The 18928-nt window shown below is 40.3% G+C and carries 20 protein-coding genes; 10 read left to right on the plus strand and 10 right to left on the minus strand.

Annotation, left to right across the window (positions count from 1 at the left end; genetic code table 11):
- Positions 1-165: 165 nt before the first annotated feature.
- Positions 166-927: a hypothetical protein gene (locus QZ488_RS13600; RefSeq protein ID WP_293749614.1), complete on the plus strand. Its 762-nt coding sequence runs from the start codon at positions 166-168 to the stop codon at positions 925-927.
- A 65-nt stretch (positions 928-992) separates the two neighbouring features.
- On the opposite strand, the gene QZ488_RS13605 is transcribed toward QZ488_RS13600, so the two are convergent.
- Positions 993-1334, minus strand: a complete 342-nt coding sequence (locus QZ488_RS13605; RefSeq protein ID WP_293749616.1) for a Grx4 family monothiol glutaredoxin — start codon at positions 1332-1334, stop codon at positions 993-995.
- Between the two features lie 296 nt (positions 1335-1630).
- On the opposite strand from QZ488_RS13605, the gene QZ488_RS13610 reads away from it, so the two are divergent.
- From QZ488_RS13610 to QZ488_RS13625, 4 genes are all read left to right on the plus strand, one after another.
- Entirely contained in the window at positions 1631-2212 is a 582-nt protein-coding gene (locus QZ488_RS13610) for a Fe-Mn family superoxide dismutase (RefSeq protein ID WP_293749619.1), read from the plus strand.
- Positions 2213-2315: 103 nt separating this feature from the next.
- Entirely contained in the window at positions 2316-3245 is a 930-nt protein-coding gene (locus QZ488_RS13615; RefSeq protein ID WP_293749621.1) for an S-adenosyl-l-methionine hydroxide adenosyltransferase family protein, read from the plus strand.
- Positions 3246-3254: 9 nt separating this feature from the next.
- Positions 3255-3554 carry a VF530 family protein gene (locus QZ488_RS13620; RefSeq protein WP_293749623.1) on the plus strand — a complete coding sequence of 100 codons (300 nt, stop codon included), beginning with the start codon at positions 3255-3257 and terminating at the stop codon, positions 3552-3554.
- A 61-nt stretch (positions 3555-3615) separates the two neighbouring features.
- Positions 3616-4719: an NADH:flavin oxidoreductase gene (locus tag QZ488_RS13625; protein WP_293749632.1), complete on the plus strand. Its 1104-nt coding sequence runs from the start codon at positions 3616-3618 to the stop codon at positions 4717-4719.
- A gap of 94 nt (positions 4720-4813) precedes the next feature.
- Here the strand turns inward: QZ488_RS13625 and QZ488_RS13630 are convergent, their stop codons facing one another.
- The 3 genes from QZ488_RS13630 to QZ488_RS13640 all read right to left on the minus strand — a co-directional run bounded on the left by QZ488_RS13630 (position 4814) and on the right by QZ488_RS13640 (position 10713).
- Entirely contained in the window at positions 4814-7546 is a 2733-nt protein-coding gene (locus QZ488_RS13630; RefSeq protein ID WP_293749634.1) for a pitrilysin family protein, read from the minus strand.
- 217 nt (positions 7547-7763) lie between these two features.
- Positions 7764-9812 (minus strand): NADPH-dependent 2,4-dienoyl-CoA reductase, encoded by a 2049-nt coding sequence (locus QZ488_RS13635; RefSeq protein WP_293749636.1) that lies wholly within the window; start codon positions 9810-9812, stop codon positions 7764-7766.
- 49 nt (positions 9813-9861) lie between these two features.
- Positions 9862-10713, minus strand: coding sequence for a crotonase/enoyl-CoA hydratase family protein (locus QZ488_RS13640; protein WP_293749638.1), 852 nt, complete (start codon positions 10711-10713; stop codon positions 9862-9864).
- Positions 10714-10866: 153 nt separating this feature from the next.
- On the opposite strand from QZ488_RS13640, the gene QZ488_RS13645 reads away from it, so the two are divergent.
- Positions 10867-11505, plus strand: a complete 639-nt coding sequence (locus QZ488_RS13645; RefSeq protein ID WP_293749641.1) for a TetR/AcrR family transcriptional regulator — start codon at positions 10867-10869, stop codon at positions 11503-11505.
- Complete coding sequence (locus QZ488_RS13650) at positions 11502-12371, plus strand: alpha/beta fold hydrolase (protein ID WP_293749643.1); 870 nt, start codon at positions 11502-11504, stop codon at positions 12369-12371. Before QZ488_RS13645 ends, QZ488_RS13650 begins: the two co-directional genes overlap by 4 nt.
- Positions 12372-12392: 21 nt before the next feature.
- Here QZ488_RS13650 and QZ488_RS13655 read toward each other — a convergent pair whose 3' ends face one another.
- From QZ488_RS13655 to QZ488_RS13660, 3 genes are all read right to left on the minus strand, one after another.
- Positions 12393-12608 carry a TIGR02450 family Trp-rich protein gene (locus QZ488_RS13655; protein WP_293749645.1) on the minus strand — a complete coding sequence of 72 codons (216 nt, stop codon included), beginning with the start codon at positions 12606-12608 and terminating at the stop codon, positions 12393-12395.
- Between the two features lie 124 nt (positions 12609-12732).
- On the minus strand, positions 12733-12936 hold the full coding sequence (locus tag QZ488_RS21530) for a GFA family protein (protein WP_366509037.1): 204 nt from the start codon (positions 12934-12936) through the stop codon (positions 12733-12735).
- A 41-nt stretch (positions 12937-12977) separates the two neighbouring features.
- Positions 12978-13856 carry an OmpA family protein gene (locus tag QZ488_RS13660; RefSeq protein ID WP_293749647.1) on the minus strand — a complete coding sequence of 293 codons (879 nt, stop codon included), beginning with the start codon at positions 13854-13856 and terminating at the stop codon, positions 12978-12980.
- A 158-nt stretch (positions 13857-14014) separates the two neighbouring features.
- On the opposite strand from QZ488_RS13660, the gene rnt reads away from it, so the two are divergent.
- A complete protein-coding gene (rnt, locus tag QZ488_RS13665; RefSeq protein WP_293749649.1) occupies positions 14015-14641 on the plus strand; it encodes a ribonuclease T in 627 nt (208 codons plus the stop codon).
- Between the two features lie 62 nt (positions 14642-14703).
- On the opposite strand, the gene QZ488_RS13670 is transcribed toward rnt, so the two are convergent.
- Positions 14704-15309, minus strand: coding sequence for a peroxiredoxin C (locus tag QZ488_RS13670; RefSeq protein ID WP_293749651.1), 606 nt, complete (start codon positions 15307-15309; stop codon positions 14704-14706).
- Positions 15310-15578: 269 nt separating this feature from the next.
- Between QZ488_RS13670 and QZ488_RS13675 the strand changes: the two genes are divergently transcribed.
- Complete coding sequence (locus QZ488_RS13675; RefSeq protein WP_293749653.1) at positions 15579-15773, plus strand: (2Fe-2S)-binding protein; 195 nt, start codon at positions 15579-15581, stop codon at positions 15771-15773.
- Positions 15774-15878: 105 nt separating this feature from the next.
- Here the strand turns inward: QZ488_RS13675 and QZ488_RS13680 are convergent, their stop codons facing one another.
- The gene (locus QZ488_RS13680) at positions 15879-17789 is read right to left on the minus strand and encodes a leukotriene A4 hydrolase C-terminal domain-containing protein (RefSeq protein ID WP_293749661.1); all 1911 of its coding nucleotides are present in this window, start codon (positions 17787-17789) and stop codon (positions 15879-15881) included.
- 151 nt (positions 17790-17940) lie between these two features.
- On the opposite strand from QZ488_RS13680, the gene smrA reads away from it, so the two are divergent.
- Complete coding sequence (smrA, locus tag QZ488_RS13685; RefSeq protein WP_293749663.1) at positions 17941-18531, plus strand: DNA endonuclease SmrA; 591 nt, start codon at positions 17941-17943, stop codon at positions 18529-18531.
- Positions 18532-18563: 32 nt separating this feature from the next.
- Here the strand turns inward: smrA and QZ488_RS13690 are convergent, their stop codons facing one another.
- Complete coding sequence (locus tag QZ488_RS13690; RefSeq protein ID WP_293749665.1) at positions 18564-18722, minus strand: hypothetical protein; 159 nt, start codon at positions 18720-18722, stop codon at positions 18564-18566.
- Between the last annotated feature and the right edge of the window lie 206 nt (positions 18723-18928).

Raw genomic sequence — 18928 nt, forward strand, 5'->3', positions numbered from 1 at the left:
GATAAAACAAGGCCCTCCTAAGGCTTAGATCTTGGTTCGATTCCAGGTGGGGACGCCAAAACTCAAAATTTTTAGTCTCAGATAAAAACATTATAGTTTTTCACTATCCCAATGCTAACTTAGCTATGTATAATCAAAGGCATATTCACCCTACCAAAGAAAATCATGGCAACAGACCCGTTAGATGACATGCCGAAAATTAGGCTAGAAAAAGATGATTTAGAATCTTTTCATCGAACCAGAGCGCAATCCACCGGTAAAGGCTCCTCAAAGGGTAGCGCGCGGGATGAGCCTTCTGCGACTTCATCTAATTCTCCTTCATGGTTTGGAATTTTATTTTTACTGATTATTATTGTTGGGGCAGCTGGATATTGGTCGTTTGAACAATATAAAGTATTGCAACAAGCACAAAGTCGTATTTCAGAACTAGAAGGACGTCTTTCTGCAACGGGTGAAAATATGGATCAATCCGCTGCTGCATTGCAGGTAAAAGTATCTGAACTTAGTGCTAAGACAGAACATTTGTGGTTGGAAATGGACAAACTTTGGGCTTCTGCGTGGAGACGTAATCAATCTGAAATCAGTGATTTAGATAAAACAATCAAGGCGCTAAAAGTCGCTGCAGATAAAAGCTCAAAAAGTCAGAGTCGCGATACTGCGGAAAATATTACCAGTATTGGCTTGGTGAAAGAGCAATTAGAAAGTCAGGTCAATTTGCTGAATCAATTAAATAAACAATTTAGCCAAGTCAGTAATGTAGATGCTGATTTCGAGCAACAAATTGCAAATTTACGTGAAAAGTTGATTTCCACGGCTTTAGCTAATAATAACTTAACGAATCAAATTGATGATTTACGCAAGAGAATAATAGCAGCAGAGAAAAAAGCCAATCAAGTAGAAAACATGCTGACTGGGCCGACTTCGTAACATTGATGAATTAAAGACAAAAAAATAGAGCGCTTAGCGCTCTATTTTTTTGTCTAGCGTGGGCACTATTCAGCCGGACTTTCATCCGTTCTTTTGGCTGCCGATTCTTTAATTAACGTCTGTAACTCACCTTGTTGTGTCATTTCCATAATGATGTCACAACCACCTACCAACTCACCGTCAACCCATAGTTGTGGGAAAGTAGGCCAATCAGCGTATTTTGGTAGTTCAGCTCGGATATCAGGGTTCTGTAAAATATCCACATATGCGAATTGCTCGCCACAAGACATCAATGCTTGAGTGGCCTGTGCTGAAAAGCCACAATTTGGTAATTTTGGTGAGCCTTTCATATACAAAAGAATAGGATTTTCTTCGATTTGTTGCTTAATTTTTTCAATAGTGTCCATAGCGGCTCTCATTTAAATGTAATTGCGATTAAGATCAATAGACCTTATTTGGCGACAAGTTTAACGTTTTCAACTAATGATTCATACTCTATTGATCTTTAGTTAGATTGTTTTAGTAAACTAGTTATCTAGTAAACTAAATTTACACTTGAAAAACATTCTTAAGACGCAATATATAGCGGTATTGGCGAATTAGTTTTAACAAATAACAAACCAGTGCTTTTACAATGCTAGTTAAAGTACTAGCATTTACTGGTTCTGAATTTAATACACACCACCCTTTATGGAGAAATAAAATGGCTTTTGAATTACCAGCACTTCCTTATGAAAAGAATGCACTTGAACCACATATCTCTGCTGAAACCTTGGAATACCACTACGGTAAACACCATGCTACCTACGTAACTAAACTAAATGGTTTGGTTGAAGGTACTGACATGGCTAGTAAAAGCCTTGAAGATATAGTTAAGAACTCTGAAGGTGGCGTATTTAACAATGCTGCACAAATCTGGAACCACACCTTTTACTGGAATAGCTTAAGCCCAAATGGCGGCGGCGAACCTACTGGAGCCTTGGCTGATGCTATCAATGCAAAATGGGGCTCTTTCGCAGACTTCAAAGCTGCGTTAAATGATAAAGCGGTAAACAACTTTGGTTCTAGCTGGACTTGGTTAGTGAAAAAAGCTGACGGCAGCCTAGACATTGTTAACACTAGCAACGCAGCCACACCTTTGACTGATGCTAGCTTAACTCCGCTACTTACCGTTGATTTGTGGGAACACGCTTACTACATTGATTACCGTAACGTTCGCCCTAAATACCTTGAAGGTTTCTGGGCATTAGCTAACTGGGATTTTGCAGCATCAAACTTCGCTTAATAGCTAACTATCAAAATAGTAAATAAAAGCCCTGTTACTCAGGGCTTTTTTTTCGATGTTTTTCAGCAGACAATACTTATCGAAAACACAAAACGAGATCCTCATGTCAGTTTCAAAAATAATCAGTCTTATTGTTGTTATGTTATCTGTGCAGTTTTCACTACCGGCATTTGCTAACGGCAACGGTATAGTGGTGTTCCAATCAGATTTTGGCTTAAGTGACCAAGCGGTATCTGCAATGCATGGTGTGGCGTTAGGGGTTGATAAAAACCTGAAAGTAGAAGATCTGACCCATGATATTCCCGCTTATAACATTTGGGAAGGAGCATATCGATTAGATGCAGTCGCTGATTTCTGGCCTGAAAATACTGTATTTGTCTCAGTAGTCGATCCGGGCGTAGGCAGTGAACGTAAATCAGTAGTACTTAAAACCAAGACTAATCATTACTTTGTCACACCCGACAATGGCACCTTAACCTTAGTGGCCAAACGATTAGGTATTGCTGAAGTACGTGAAATAGATGAAAAAGTGAATCGTTTAAAAGGTAGTGAAGCCTCTCACACTTTTCATGGTCGTGATGTTTATGCCTACACAGGTGCTCGTTTAGCTGCCAGTACAATTAATTTTGAACAAGTTGGGCCTAAACTAAAACCCGAAGTATTTAGTATTCCGTTTGAAGCTGCACGTATCGAAGACAATAAGCTAATTGGTGGTATTCCCATATTAGATCCCGCATATGGCAATGTATGGACTAATATTCCGATGTCTTTATTGCTATCGCTTACCAAGTCGAATGACTATGCGGCCCTTTATACACAAGAGTTTTTAGTCACCGTGACCCAAGGAAGCCAGTTTGTCCTTTCTGAAACCATCAGTTTTGAACGTTCGTTCGCTGGTGTAGCCGAAGGGCAGCCTCTTTTGTACGTTAATAGTTTAGAAAATTTAGCATTAGCCCTTAACCAAGCTAACTTTGCGGCTAAATTTAACATTCAAGCTGGCGGTAAATGGCGAATTGAAATTACCCCTAAATAAAGAATCCTTATGACTGAACAACAAAATAATCCTCTACATGGACTAACTTTACAGGCCATTCTCGAAACGCTTGTAGACAAACTTGGCTTTGAAAAAATGGGCGAAGAAGTCAAAATAAATTGTTTCACCAGTGACCCTTCGATCAAATCTAGCTTAAAGTTTTTACGTAAAACGCCTTGGGCAAGAGAAAAAGTCGAACAGCTGTATTTGTATACTCTTAAGGCTACAGCTAAACAAAAATCTAAGAAGCCAAGCGAACCATTTGTTTGGCCAGACCTGACTAAAAACAAACCTAATAAAGATTCTTAAAAAGGGTCTTTATTAGGTTTTTCAACTATCCACGTATCTCAATCCATTTAAGGAAACGTAAATGAGTAAAAATGTAGACTCACTTTTTAAACCCTTTAACTTAAAAAGCTTGTCACTTAAAAATAGAATCGCTATGGCTCCGATGACACGTAGCTTCTCACCAGATGGCGTTCCCACTGAAGATGTAGCGAGTTACTATCGCCGCCGCGCTGAAGGCGGTACTGGGTTGATAATAACCGAAGGCACAACTATTGATGATCCTGTGGCCACTATGGATGGGAAAATCCCCCAAATACATGGCCAACAACCACTAGCTGGATGGGAAAACGTTGTACAGCAAGTCCATGCTGCTGGCGGTAAAATAATGCCTCAACTATGGCATGTAGGTATGGCACGTAACCCAAGCAAAGCGCCCTTCCCTGAATTACCTAGCGTGGGTCCATCAGGACTAGTAGCACCAGACAAAAAAGTAGCAGAGCCTTTAACTGTGGCGCAAATTCATCACCTAATTGAAAGTTTTGCCAATGCAGCCGCTGATGCACAACGTATTGGTTTTGATGGCATTGAAATACACGGTGCACATGGTTATTTAGTCGATCAGTTTTTCTGGAGCGGCACCAACCAACGCACAGATGAATGGGGCGGCAGCATGGCTAATCGCGGCCGTTTTGCAGTAGAAATAGTCAAAGCTATACGTGCTAAAACAGGCCCCGACTTCCCAATTGTATTGCGTTACTCCCAGTGGAAGCAACAAGACTACACAGCTCGATTGGTTGAAACACCGCAACTATTGGAAGAGTTCTTAGCACCACTATCAGATGCTGGTGTAGACATTTTCCATTGTTCAACTAGACGTTACTGGGAGCCTGAATTTGAAGGTTCAGATTTGAACCTTGCAGGCTGGACCAAAAAACTAATTGGCAAACCTACTATCACTGTAGGTTCAGTTGGCTTAAACGGTGACTTCTTTGGTGCCTTTGCTGGTAAAGGTTCAGACACTCGTTCTATAGATGATTTAGTAGAACGTCTAGATAAAGGTGAATTTGATTTGGTCGCTGTTGGCCGAGCCTTATTACAAGATCCTAACTGGGCGAATAAAATCCATAATGGAGAATTGGATAAACTAGAAACCTACTCAGGTGATGCGCTAGCGACACTTTCTTAAATAACATTATTTATAAAAACCAAGGCCTAAACAAAAAAGCGCCCCAAATTGGGGCGCTTTTATTTATACCGATATATTTAGTAAAAAGTAAAACTTAATCAATCGTTACCTTACTCATATCACCAGCTTGAATGATCGAGAAGTTTTCAACCTTTAGATATTTGTTCATCACTCGTTTCACTTCATCAGCTGATAACGAAGCAAGTCGTTGCTCGTACCCTTTGTTCCATTGCATCGTCCTATCCACCTGCAGGTTTTGACGTAACGTTCTGACTAGCTCTCGATCTTGAGCTCGACTAACCTTTTTGCCTTGCAGTAATCCAGATTTGGCACTTTCAATTTCTTCGCTAGTAAAACCATCTTTTAACATACGAGCTAGTTCTTCTTTAAAACCAATCTCGACTTTAGCCAGGTTTTGCGGCGCACAAATTGCGTAAGCGCCCATAGTCGCTTTGTTGTTTTGTGAGCTCATATTAATAAAAGAGCCCGCGCCATAACTTAGCCCATCATTTTGTCTTAACCTTGTTGCTAAACGACTATTTAGGAAACCGCCACCAAAAATATAGTTACCTAACTCTAATGCCGCGGCATCATCACTGTTATCACCAACAGGAAGCATAATCGCAGCAACAAAAGTGGCATTCTCTTTATCTGGCGTGTCAAAAACAGTAGGGCTAACTGCTACTTTTTTATACGGATTATCGACTCGCTTATAAACATTTTTAGCATTCCAACTGGCATAAAGGTTTTCTAGATCAGCTTTGATTTGATTTTGGTCAAAATCCCCCACCACTCCAATTTTCATGTTGTTACCGCCCAAAAACGACTGATGAAACACTTTTAAATCATTTAATTTCAAATCATTAAGGTTTTCTAAGCGTTCCTCAAAAGTTGCTTGATAATTAGGGTGGCCTTTTTTGTACGGGTTTTGTTTACGACCATATTCGTTAAACGCCAATTGTTGAGGGTCTTGCAAGTTTTTTTCAATATCCACTTTTAAAGTTGATTTGTATTGTTCAAATTCTGTTTCATCAAATCCAGGATCGCTCAATACCTTGTGCATTAACTTAAGTGCCGGTGACAAGTTTTCTTTTGTTGTTGTGATATTGGCGACTAACCAATCTGGCCCTCCAGCAACACTTACCTGTGCTTTTAACTTGTCGAACTCATCTTGAATCTGTTGACGAGATAACTCACGGGTACCGCGCATCAGCATCGCACTAGTCGCATTTCCGACTGTACTCATACCTTGTAAACTGCTTTCAGTGCCCATGTTCATCAAAATAGATACCACTACAGATTCACCACGAGTTTTTTTAGACAACAAGGATAACTCGGAGCCATTACTTAAATGAGTCATAACTGTGCGTGAGTCAATGTTATCAAAGGATGGTTCAAATACTTCCCCGTCGGCAAGTTTTGCACGACCTTTATAATCTTTAACCATGTCATTCACACTGGCCACGGCAGGGATATCAACTCGTGCAGGTTTGTCTGTGGGGATAAAGTGCCCAGCGGTGCGGTTATTGCGCTGTAAATAGACATCTGCTACGCGCTGCACATCGTCGGTACCAACCTGTTCAATTCGGTCGCGATGTAAGAAATATAAGCGCCAATCGCCCATTCCTAACCATTCACTCAAGTTTAAGGCGATACGCTCTGACGAATTAAAAGATAATTCTATATTTTTTAATATAGTACGCTTTGCTCGCTCAACTTCTTCGTCGGAAATAGGTTGGCTATTTAGGTCTTCAAGTACCGCTACCATAGCGTCCGAGGTATTGCTTAAATCAGCTTTTTTATCAACTTCGGCAAAATATATAGCTAAACCAGGTTCTTGCCACTGGAAATTAAAGCCATAAACACGACTAGCCAGTTTTCCTTCCACCAAAGACTTATGTAAACGACCGCTAGGTGTATCACCTAAGATTTGACTAAGCACATCAATCGCAGCGTAATCTTCATGCGAGCCTGCTGGTATATGGTAAGCCGCCCCCGTCATTTGCACGTCACCTACCCGTCTGATAGTGACACTTTTTTCACCATCTTGGGCGGGTTCAGCGGTGTATAAAGGTCTAATGACTCTTTCTGGCTTTGGAATAGGTGAAAAGTATTTGTCCACCAAAGTCAGCATATCTGCTTGGTTAAATTTACCCGCTACAATTAGCGTGGCGTTATCTGGCTGGTAGTACATTTTATAAAATGCTTTTAGACGGTCAATTGGCACATTTTCTAAATCAGCACGCGCGCCAATAGTAGATTTTCCGTAGTTGTGCCACATAAAGGCCGAGGCAGCCATTTTTTGTAAGGTAATCCGAAAGGGACTGTTTTCGCCGCGCTCAAATTCGTTTCTTACAACTGTCATTTCGCTATCAAGATCTTTTTTGGCGATAAACGAATTCACCATTCGATCTGATTCCATGCTCAATGCCCAATTGATATTTTTTTCGTTGGCTGAAAAGGTTTCAAAATAGTTTGTGCGGTCGGTCCAAGTAGTGCCATTTGGACGAGCCCCATGGGAGCTTAGCTCAGCCGGAATATCTTTATGTTTAGGGCTACCTTTAAAAACCAAATGTTCCAACAAGTGAGCCATGCCGGTTTCGCCATAGTTCTCATGTTTTGAGCCAACATTGTAGGTGACATTAACTGTGACGGTTTCCTTGGTTTGGTCTGGGAACAACAAGACCCGCAAGCCGTTATCCAGTTTATATTCGCTGATACCTTCAACTTCAGACATTTTTTCAAGTTTGCTTTTGGCAAAAGCTTGGGGTGGCTCGATCAAAATGATACTCAGCACAGCGCCAATCAAAAATGTTTTTTTGAACATCCGTTTATCCTTATTATTAAGACAGCCGCAACACCAACGTCGCAGCATAGATTTATACCCGGCAACTTTAATAAACTTTGTTTAGCAAAACAATTGATGATTTTAATTCACGTAAATTAACATGACTGTAGCCGTTTGCTAGAAAGTGATCCAGCAGCCAATAAAAAGCCGACTCACTGAGTCGGCTTTAAAGTTATCAAAACAAAAACCAGCTAAATTACAACTCCGCAGCCAATCTTGTTCCTTGACTAATCGCCCGCTTTGCATCTAATTCTGATGCGAAATCTGCTCCACCGATTAAATGATGAGGTTTTGTTAAACCCTCTACCAACTCTCTAAGCGGTTCCTGTCCGGCGCAAATAACAACATTATCAACGTCTAATACCTGAACGTTGTCATTCACTTTAATATGAAGACCGGCATCATCAACTTTAAGGTACTCAACACCTGCCAACATACTGACACCTTTGCTGAGCAGGCCTGCTCTATGTGCCCAGCCGCTTGTTTTACCTAAACCTTTGCCGACCCCTGTTGATTTACGCTGTAGCAAATAGATTTCTCTAGGTGATGGTGTTGGGTCAGGTTTCATACCTTCAATACCGGATCGAGATCCGAACGTCATATCGATTCCCCACTCTTTCATAAAAGCAGGAATATTTTGACTAGTTGACTCACCTGCATGAGACAGATATTCGGAGACATCAAAACCAATACCACCAGCTCCTATGATGGCTACTTTTTTACCAACCGGTTTTTTATCAACGATCATATCGATGTAACTCATCACTTTGCTATGTTCGATTCCTTCAATAGGTGGCGTGCGCGGAGCAATGCCAGTAGCTATTATCACGTCATCAAATTCGCTGTTATTCAGGGTGCTAGCATCCACACGGGTGTTGAGTTTTACTGTGACACTATGCAGTTCAAGTTGGCGGGCATAATATCTAAGCGTTTCAAAAAACTCCTCTTTCCCTGGGATTTGTTTAGCAATATTGAATTGACCACCAAGCTCACTAGCAGAATCAAAAATAGTCACCTTATGACCACGTTGCGCTGCTGTAGTCGCCGCCGCCAGTCCGGCTGGCCCTGCTCCGACTACCGCTACATTTTTAATCGTTGTAGCCGGCATAATAAGCAATTCAGTTTCATGACAAGCGCGTGGATTAACCAAACAGCTGCTGGTCTTTCCTTCAAACACGTGGTCTAAACAGGCCTGATTACAACCGATGCAGGTATTAATTTCATCTGACCTATTTTCCATGGCTTTTAGTACAAACTCAGGATCTGCCAAAAATGGTCTAGCCATCGATATCATGTCAGCATCACCACGGGCTAAGACTTCTTCAGCTACTTCTGGAGTATTAATACGGTTCGAGGTGATAACAGGAATAGATAAGGCTTTTCTAAACTTTGCTGTTACCCAAGTAAACGCGGCACGAGGAACTTTGGTGATAATTGTAGGAATACGTGCTTCGTGCCAACCAATGCCGGTGTTGATAATAGTCGCGCCTGCTTTTTCAATGGCTTGGCCTAACTCAACTACCTCATCATAAGTTGAGCCACCTTCAACCAAGTCCAACATCGACAATCGATAGATGATGATAAAATGCTCACCTACTGCTTCCCGCACTCGGCGAACGACTTCTATGGGCAAACGAATTCGATTTTGATATGAACCACCCCATTCGTCTTCTCTGTGGTTAGTGCGTGCAGCAATAAATTGATTTAAGAAGTAACCTTCAGAACCCATTATTTCCACACCGTCGTAACCTGCTTTTTGCGCTTGTACTGATGTATCAATAAAGTCTTTAATTTGCTTTTCTATACCCTCTGCATCAAGGGCTTTGGGCTTAAAGGGATTAATCGGAGCCTGCACCGCAGAAGGTGCCACTAAGGCTGGATTATAGGCATAACGACCGGTATGCAAAATTTGCATGCAAATTTTTCCACCATGCTCATGCACCGCATCGGTAATCGTTTTATGTCCAGCTATGGCTTCATCGGTGTCTAGGAGATTGGTATCTTTATGAGTGGCGCCTTCATCATTTGGTCCTATACCACCAGTAACAATTAGCCCGACTCCCCCTTTGGCTCGTTCGGCAAAATACACTGCCATACGTTCGTGACCATCGGGAGCTTCTTCCAAACCGGTGTGCATTGAGCCCATTAACACGCGATTTTTCAGTTGTGTGAAACCTAAATCCAATGGTTTAAGTAAATGTGGGTACTTTTCTAAGCCTTGAGCTATAGCAGTATTGGCTGTCATATTTATATGTTTCCTGTTATTCAAATTGATTTACTTTGGTATCGCTAACTTACATACCTGAAGATTTTTTGTGTAATTCGGCATACACCGGAACACGCTTTTGTTGACCTGCAGTCATGGCTTCTTGTACATCAGGCATTTGAAACATGCCGCTTTGCCATGTAGCCATGTAAGTTAAGCTGTCTGAAACATTGTGATCGCGAGTGTAGTTGATCATTTCTTTACAACCCGCCACTGCCATTGGGGAGTGCATGGCAATCTTGGCAGCAATTTTCATCACGCCTTCGAGCATAGTTTGTTGGTCAGAAAATACCTGATTAACAAAACCACATTCTTTCGCTTCACTGCTTGGCATATTGCGCCCCGTATACGCTAATTCACGGATCAAACCTTGAGGCATAAGATGAGGTAAACGCTGTAAGGTACCAACGTCTGCGGTCATACCTAATTCGGTTTCTTTAATCGTGAAATAGGCATTTTCAGTACAATAACGACTATCTGCAGCACATATCATATCCACTGCACCACCAATAACACCGCCCTGCACTGCTACTAATACTGGCATACGCACTTCTTCAAGGGCATTAAAACTGTCTTGTAACTCAAGTACCAGTCGACGAGTTCTCTCTGCTCGTCTTGCCGGCTCACCTTGAAAATCTTTGGCCATATTAGTAAAAACAGACAAATCCATGCCAGCACTAAAGTGTTTTCCTTGTGAAGAAATCACAATCACCCTTGCTTGAGACTCTGCGTCTATTTTTCTCACTACATCAGGTAATTCTCGCCAAAACGCTGGAACCATACTGTTAAGTGCTTCAGGGCGACTCAACTGAATGTGAGCTATATGATTTTCGATACTAACCGACAATGTTTCAAGCGCAGAAAAATCGATATCAGACACTGGTATTCTCCTTGGGCTAACTTTGACTTTGATACTTATTTAAAGTGAATAAAGCTCAAACTGTTAACAAAAAATTAAACTAGACAGCGTCAAGATAAAAGCATATGTTGACGCTGTCAAGATATCAAACATCAAATTTACTAATAGACGGTTATGAGTCAACTAAAGCCTAAACAAAATAAGCCCAGCTATCACCATGGTGATTTACGCAGCACTCTACTAAATGCGGCGAATTTACTGTTAAAAGAAACAGGCATAGAAGGTTTATCTTTACGCAAATTGGCGGACAAAGTTGGGGTGTCCCGCACCGCTCCTTATCACCACTTTAAAGATAAAAATCAATTATTGTGTGCTATAGCCGAACAAGGTTTTGTGCAGTGGCAACAAGATGCAGCAAATATTTTTAACCAAACTGGTTTATCGCCCAAAGATAAATACCGGCAGTTTTTCCATGGCTATATCAGTTACGCAGCGGATAACCCAGAGTTGTACGATTTGATGTTTGGTCGCACGATTTGGAAACAAAATAGCGCCACAAACGAATTACGCAATGCGGCCTACCCTAGTTTTAATCATCAGGTAGAAATGACAAAAAAATGGCAATCCCAAGGTTTGATGCCAAAAGATGAAAATACTTTACGTTTGTCCCAAGTCACTTGGGGCACCATGCACGGTATCGCCCGACTTTTGATTGATGGGATCTACGCTGACCGCAGCCATATAGATGAAATGTGCGATTGCGCAGTTAATTTATTTACCCAGCAAATCATTCAAAACCAAGAGCCAAATTGAGTAAAACGATGCAAGCTATCACCTTAACCACCAAAAATAATATCAATATTCAGGGCTATTGGTTTACGCCTAAAGAAGTAGGCAAGAAACCTATTAAAGGTAAGGTTGTAATAGCCTCTGCTATGGGCGTTGCCCAAGCCTATTACCAACCTATTGCACACTGGCTTACGGAACAGGGTTATAGCGTTTTAACTTTTGATTGTAGTGGTATGGCCCAAAGCAAAGATAAACATTTAAAAGAATACCAGAACAATATTATCGATTGGGCGACGCAAGATTATTCTGCAGCATTACAGTTTATGCTGAATACCGACTCTGCATCCCCAATCTACTGGTTAGGCCATAGTTTAGGCGGCCAAGTGTTTCCATTAGTTGACAATATTGAACAAGTCAGCAAAGTGATTACAGTGTCATCTGGCACCGGATATTGGAAACACAACGCGCCTGCATTACGCAGAAAAGCTCCTTTTTTCTGGTATTTTATTATGCCTATCGCCACTAGTTTGTTTGGCTATTTTCCCGGTAAAAAAATAGGTATGGTGGGCGATTTACCGAAACAGGTTATCTATCAATGGCGACGCTGGTGTTTACATCCAGAATATTGCGTGGGGGTTGAGTCAGAAAGCGTGAAAACTAAGTTTCAACAAATTAATGTGCCACTGGTTTCCATTAGTTTTACCGATGATGAGATGTTGTCATTAACGAATATGCATGACTTACATGCTTTATTTGGAATTGAAAACAAAGAATTGAAGAATGTGCACCCAAGTGATGTAGGAGAAAAACGAATTGGTCATTTAGGCTTCTTCAGAGAAAAGTTTAAAGATAATTTGTGGCCAAGGCTTCTATTAAACGAATTACAATAATTAGGGTGAATTGGTAGAAGATCATTTCCAGCCTTGCAGCCATTGCTCTGTATTTTTTAAGTCTGGCCAATGAATAGATGTTGAACGTTTAGACATAATCGCTTCTATTAAACACAAAATGACCGTCCCATCTTCATCGTATTCAACCTCAGTAATCACAAAGTGCTTTTCTTTATTTAATGGTACGACTGCGGTCCATTTACTGTTCAGTAGTTTGTTAGGAGAGATTTTGTTCAATGGGTTTCCTAGTATTGTTGCGTAAATCATTGCTATTGCCGTTCTTCAGAAAACTGCAATAGCCACTTCCATTTGTTCTAACTTAATACTCTTCACCCGAAAACTAATGCTAGAACTACATTTATTACAAAAGGCTCGGAGTGCTGTCATTGCTAGCATTAAACTCTTTTAATTGGGCTTTACCTGTTAAGAACTCAAATCCTGAAACGCCAACCGAAGTGCCAAATGCAGCCCCATGAAGTTTTCTGCACATAGAACAATAACAGTTAGCTGCTTGCTGACTAAATCCAGAACCATGAAAGGTCAGCATGCGCACAAACAACTGCATTTATAACAAGATAACATCATCACAAATCACTTAAGCGATTGTTAAGGCTTAGACATTCGAATAACCACTCTACGGTTTTTAGCGCGAGTACTTTCATTGGTGTTAGGAGATGCATGGCGTCTTTCGCCATGACCAGTAATTTCAATTCTTTCTGGTGCAACTCCCATAGAACTGAAAAAGGCCTTGATTTCTACTGCTCTGCGTATAGAAATTTGTTTGTTGGTAGCGCGTCCACCAAAACTATCGGTATACCCATCCAACAAAACTAACTCTAAATCGCTATCTTCTTTTAGATATTCACCGATCATAGTCAATCGTTTCTGCGAGTATTTAGTCAGTTTAGTATTATTAAATTGATAGTTAAGCACTGTATACGCAATATCTTGAAAACTGTAAGGCAGTAAATTCGCCACACATTCAGCAAATTGAGCATAGGGTAATGCAAAATTACTAGCATTTAAGCCTACCGCGATTTTATCGTATTGGTTGTACCAATCCTGATAATAAATAGTTGGCCAAAAGCCCTTCTCTAGTTCAGTCAACATGGTCCAAGCAGCTTGTTCAGGTAGGTCACCATTGTATTGTTTACGGATCGTCATATCCGCTATGGTGCGTTGAACTTGTCCAGGCATCCATTTGGGAGGCACTGAATACACAGCCGCGACTCCATATGATTTAGGCAGACGTAACATATCCAGTTCAAATTCCATATTGAGCTGTTTTGACGCAATACTGCTGAACATAGCTTCTCCATAACCTGGGAGTGTATGACTTAGCGTACATTGCAAACGGGTTTCATCTTTCAGCCGCCAATCTGAATTCTCTACTTTAGCAGTGTATTGACGTAGTGCAGCTGCCGAATTGACAGACACTGCAACTAAGATGGCACAAAGAATCGTTTTTAACATTTGATTGAACATGAATTAAGAGCTCCCCTCTTCTGACAATTATATCGACAAAACTGACTAAACGTTTAACTAATTAAGTTGGATTAAAAAAGCAATGGTTTACGTTTTAGGCTAGCTACTGAAAAAGAACCTTGTCATAATCGCATTTCACTCAAACTTTTTAGGTTTCCATGTCAGAATCATTTGAAATAAAAAATCGTTTCAGGGGATATTTCCCTGTGGTAATTGATGTTGAAACTGCTGGTTTCAATGCAAAAAGCGATGCCCTACTGGAGATTGCAGCGGTCACTACCAGAATGGACGAAAATGGATTTTTCTATCCTGACAAAACGTTTCACTACCATGTTAATCCGTTTGAAGGCGCTAATTTAGAAAAAGCCGCCTTAGATTTTAATGGCATTGATCCGTATTGTGCACTTAGAGGTGCGCTTGACGAAACTGAAGTGATGAAAGATCTGTGCAAAAAAGTGCGTAAAGAACAAAAAGAAGCAGATTGTCAGCGCTCGGTGATTGTTGCCCACAACGCGGCGTTTGATCAAGGTTTTGTTAACGCAGCTATTGAACGCAGCCATATTAAACGTAGTCCTTTCCATCCATTTGTGTCTTTTGATACAACTACACTATCCGGCTTAGCATTAGGACAAACTGTATTAGTCAAAGCATGTATGGCGGCTGGTATTAGCTTTGATCAAAACGAGGCGCATTCAGCCTTGTATGATACTGAAAAAACTGCCGAGTTATTCTGCTACATTCTGAATAGATGGCAAAGTTTGGGTGGTTTAGAAGCGCATAATTGAGATTAAATCGAATGTAAAAAAACCGCTCTCAGAGCGGTTTTTTGTATTAAACAGTATAATAATTAAAGGCTATCAGCATTCTCAGCTAAGAAGCTAGCAACGCCTTCAGGGCTATCAACCATACCTTTTGAACCTTCAGTCCAACCAGCTGGGCACACTTCACCATGTTCTTCATGGAAGTTTAGTGCATCAACCATACGTAACATATCGTCGATGTTGCGGCCAAGTGGTAAATCATTCACTACTTGATGACGAACTAAGCCTGCTTCATCAATTAAGAAAGAACCACGGAAAGCAACACCAGCATCTGGATGCTCAACATCGTATGCCTGACAGATGTCATGTTTAACATCGGCAACCAATGTATATTTTACTGGACCAATACCACCTTCGTTAATAGGAGTATTACGCCAAGCGTTATGGCTAAATTGAGAATCAATTGAAACACCAATTACTTCTACACCACGTTTTACAAATTCTTCGTAACGTTTGTCAAAGGCGATAAGTTCAGATGGACAAACAAAAGTGAAATCCAAAGGATAGAAAAACAATACCGCTTTTTTACCTTTAATTGCTTCACTTAGGGTAAAACTATCAACAATTTCGCCACTTCCAAGTACAGCTGCTGCAGTAAAATCTGGGGCCGGACGACTAACTAATACACTCATTAAATTCTCCTGGTTAAAAGGTTGAATGGATCACAGTTTGATAATGATGTCTGTGAACCACATTAAAATTGTAGAACTTATCAAGCATATGAGTGCACATTTTTAAAAAACAATAGTTTGTCTAAAAATAATTATTCTAAGGATGGGTAGCAAAATTAAAAACGTTGGGTTTTTGCACAAGATTGTTATAAGCAAAGTTTAGATCAAATGCTTGATCTTTATGTAAATAACAATTATTCTTATTTGCATAAAGATTATTAGGGTATTTTATGTACGTTTGTTTATGCCACGGCATCACAGATAAAGCGATTAAACAGGCTGTCTTAGAAGACGGCGTGGGTAATATGCGTCAACTTAAGAAAAAGTTGGGTGCTGGCACACAATGCGGAAAATGTGTACAAATGGCGCAAACAATCATAGATAACACAATTATTGATGAGTCTTTGTTTAAAGAGGTGTGTTAAACCCCACCGCTCTCACGAAATAGCTCTCACCAAAATCATTCCTGAATAAACGTAAAAAGCCAGTCATTGTGACTGGCTTTTTACGTTCTATACCTGCAACAAACCTTATTGCACAAAACCTTCATTGGTTTTAACCGTTAATGGATGATAACCCGCTTTGGCTTCAGCAAAGGCTTTCTGGGCCATGACTTTGCCCTCAGGGGTCTGAGACAGTGCTTTGTACAAAGGCTTAACTAATTTGTTACGACCAATAGAGGTTAAATAATCATGTAAACGTGTAAAAGCAGGTTGATACCAGTTATTAACACTAATCAATAACCAACTATGGGCAATTTCATTATTTTTGCTACTGGTTAAAGAAAATGCTTTATCTAAATCAACGAGTTGCTCTTGGCTCAGTTTTTCGGGCATATTATTTAAAAAGTACAACCATTGATGCACGACCCACTTTTCACTATCAATTTCACCCGCTTGGATTGAACCTGCCAACCAAGCATCTCTCGCTTCATCTACCACACTAAAAGCATAGGATTCTGGAATGGGAGCATCAGCAGGCACACCTGGTTGAAAAATCCATTGCTCAATTCTTTGTTTTGACAACACAGCACTATGATCTTTAAGTAATGTTTGTTCTAAATAATTAACAAATTGATCTGTTGTAATGCTTTTGAAGGCAAACTTTTCAAAATAGCCTAATAAAAACTGGTCGAAATTTTCTCTACCCACTTTGTGTTCTAACTCACGTAAAAACAAAGCGCCTTTTTCATAAGGAATATTGCTGAAAACGGCATCAGGATCACGTCCTCTTAAATCTATCGCCATAATCTGATCATTGGCGGGTAACGAGTCAATATCAGCCTGTAAATCTTGTCGACCTAACACCGCTTCCATTTCAAATCGTTCATCTCCATAAATCATCTGCATGATCCGGTAAGTCAAATAAGTAGTAAAACCTTCGTTTAACCAAAGATCTCTCCAGGTGGCATTGGTGACAGTGTTACCAGACCACGAATGCGCTAATTCATGAGCAATCAACGACACTAAACTTTTGTCCCCTGCAATCACAGTAGGAGTAATAAAAGACAACCGAGGGTTTTCCATACCACCAAACGGGAAGGATGGAGGTAAAATCAATAAATCATATCTGTCCCAGCTATAAGGTCCAAAAGCCTTTTCAGTGGCAATCAGCATAGACTCAGTATCAGAAAATTCCTCTGCGGCAGCGTTCAAGATACCTTTTTCAGAATAGACTCCTGTGCGCTCACCCATTGATTTAAAGTGTAAATCTCCTACTGCTAATGCAATAAGATAGGAAGGGATAGCCTGTGGCATCGAAAACTCGTAAACCCCATCACGTTCAGTGTCTGGCTCATTTGATGCACTCATCACCGCTAGTAACTCCTTAGGAGTACGGATAATGGCCTCATAAGTCATACGAACTTGCGGCGAATCTTGTAACGGAATAAAACTCCGCGCGTGAATAGCTTGTGCCTGAGTGAATAAAAAGGGGTGTTTTTTGCCTGCTGTTTGTTCAGGCGTTAACCACTGCACACCAGATGCATTTGGTGAGGTTTGATAACTGATCACTACACTATTAGCATCAGCGGGTATCTCGATTGTTAAAGCCGCTCCCAAAAACGAGTCTGCATTGGCCAAATCATAGTTAATCACTTTACCCATAGAGGTTACACCTTCAATCGTTAGATCTCGGGTATCAAGTATCAATTGCGTCGCTTTCGGATCAACTCGTTGAAAATCCAATTGAGCCGTTCCCAGCAATACCTTTTTGGAAAAATCTACGGTTAAATCTAAACTTAAATGAGTCACTTTAATAGACTCTGGATTAGCGAATGAATGGTAATCTTTACCAACTTGAATGGCATTTTTGCCAAGGTCGGCAGAAGATTTAGATTGATCTACTTTTGCGCTAGCAGTCGTATTAGATGAACTGTTGTCAGAACAGCCGCTGAGCATGGCAAAAGCCAAAGCGCCAACAACAATGTATTTTATAAACATGATTTAACCTTATAGGAGAACTTGGATAAATTGTGGCATATTTAACGTCGCATAAAAATACATAATAGCGAATCACACTGGCGTGTATTGGAACAACAAGTTGCCAAATACTAATACTGTTCGATGCAAAGAGGAGAGGAGATGAGAGCAAATGACACACTCTGAAATATTGGACGATGAACTAAATGAGTTTCTAAACGAGCTTAATGATGTCAAACCGATTGAAAAAATAGACACAGTGCCAACCAATCAGCAAAAAAACACTTTGGCGCAACAATTAAAAAGACAGGCAATTGAAGCCAGCCAAAACCTTACAAATAATTACCTGAGTGTTGAAAAAGTCGAGCCAGTCGATCCCTATGATCACATCAGCTTTAAGCAAGATGGTGTTCAACAAGGCGTGTTTAAAAATTTAAGATTAGGAAAGTATAAAATTGATTTTGTATTAAATTTGCAAGCAAACAAATTTGAACAGGCTAGAACCATGCTTTTCAATCACATATTAGATAGCCATAAAAAAGGTGATCGTACCTTATTAATAAAACATGGCCTTGGTTTACACAGTCAACCATTCCCCGCTTTTTTAAAAAGCTACGTGCGTCAGTGGTTACAGCAAATGCCTGAGATAATTGCTTACCACACAGCACAGCCCAATCATGGCGGCAATAGTGCGGTGTATGTATTACTAAAAAAGAACCAACAAGAAAAAGCCATTAATCGCGAGTTACATCGCAAAAAGTAAGGTGTTTTCTGAGTTAATACGGTTTGCTAGATTTAAGAGTAATGTTTAACCACAGGTGTTGCAGTAACATCTTTAGAGAACTCAGGAAGGGGAGCAGATTTAGCTGAAGCGCTAAAAATTGCAGCAACAATTAGAAAAATAACGGTCACTAATACACCAGCTAGACCAAAGCCTTTATTCGAACGATTCATGAGCGTCTCTTATTATTTTTAATTTTTAATTTTACTAAACACATATTGATTCACACTATTTTAACATGCAGAAGACGAACTCCTTGTCAACATGTGCGCAAATATTAATCACTATTTCACTGATATACAAGAGTTTTATTTTTTCTTTAATAAATAACTTGAAATTGTAAAGATTTTAGGCAGCTGGAATCGTAAATTTTCCAACT

The sequence above is a fragment of the uncultured Paraglaciecola sp. genome, from assembly GCF_913020055.1.
Classification (GTDB): Bacteria; Pseudomonadota; Gammaproteobacteria; order Enterobacterales; family Alteromonadaceae; genus Paraglaciecola.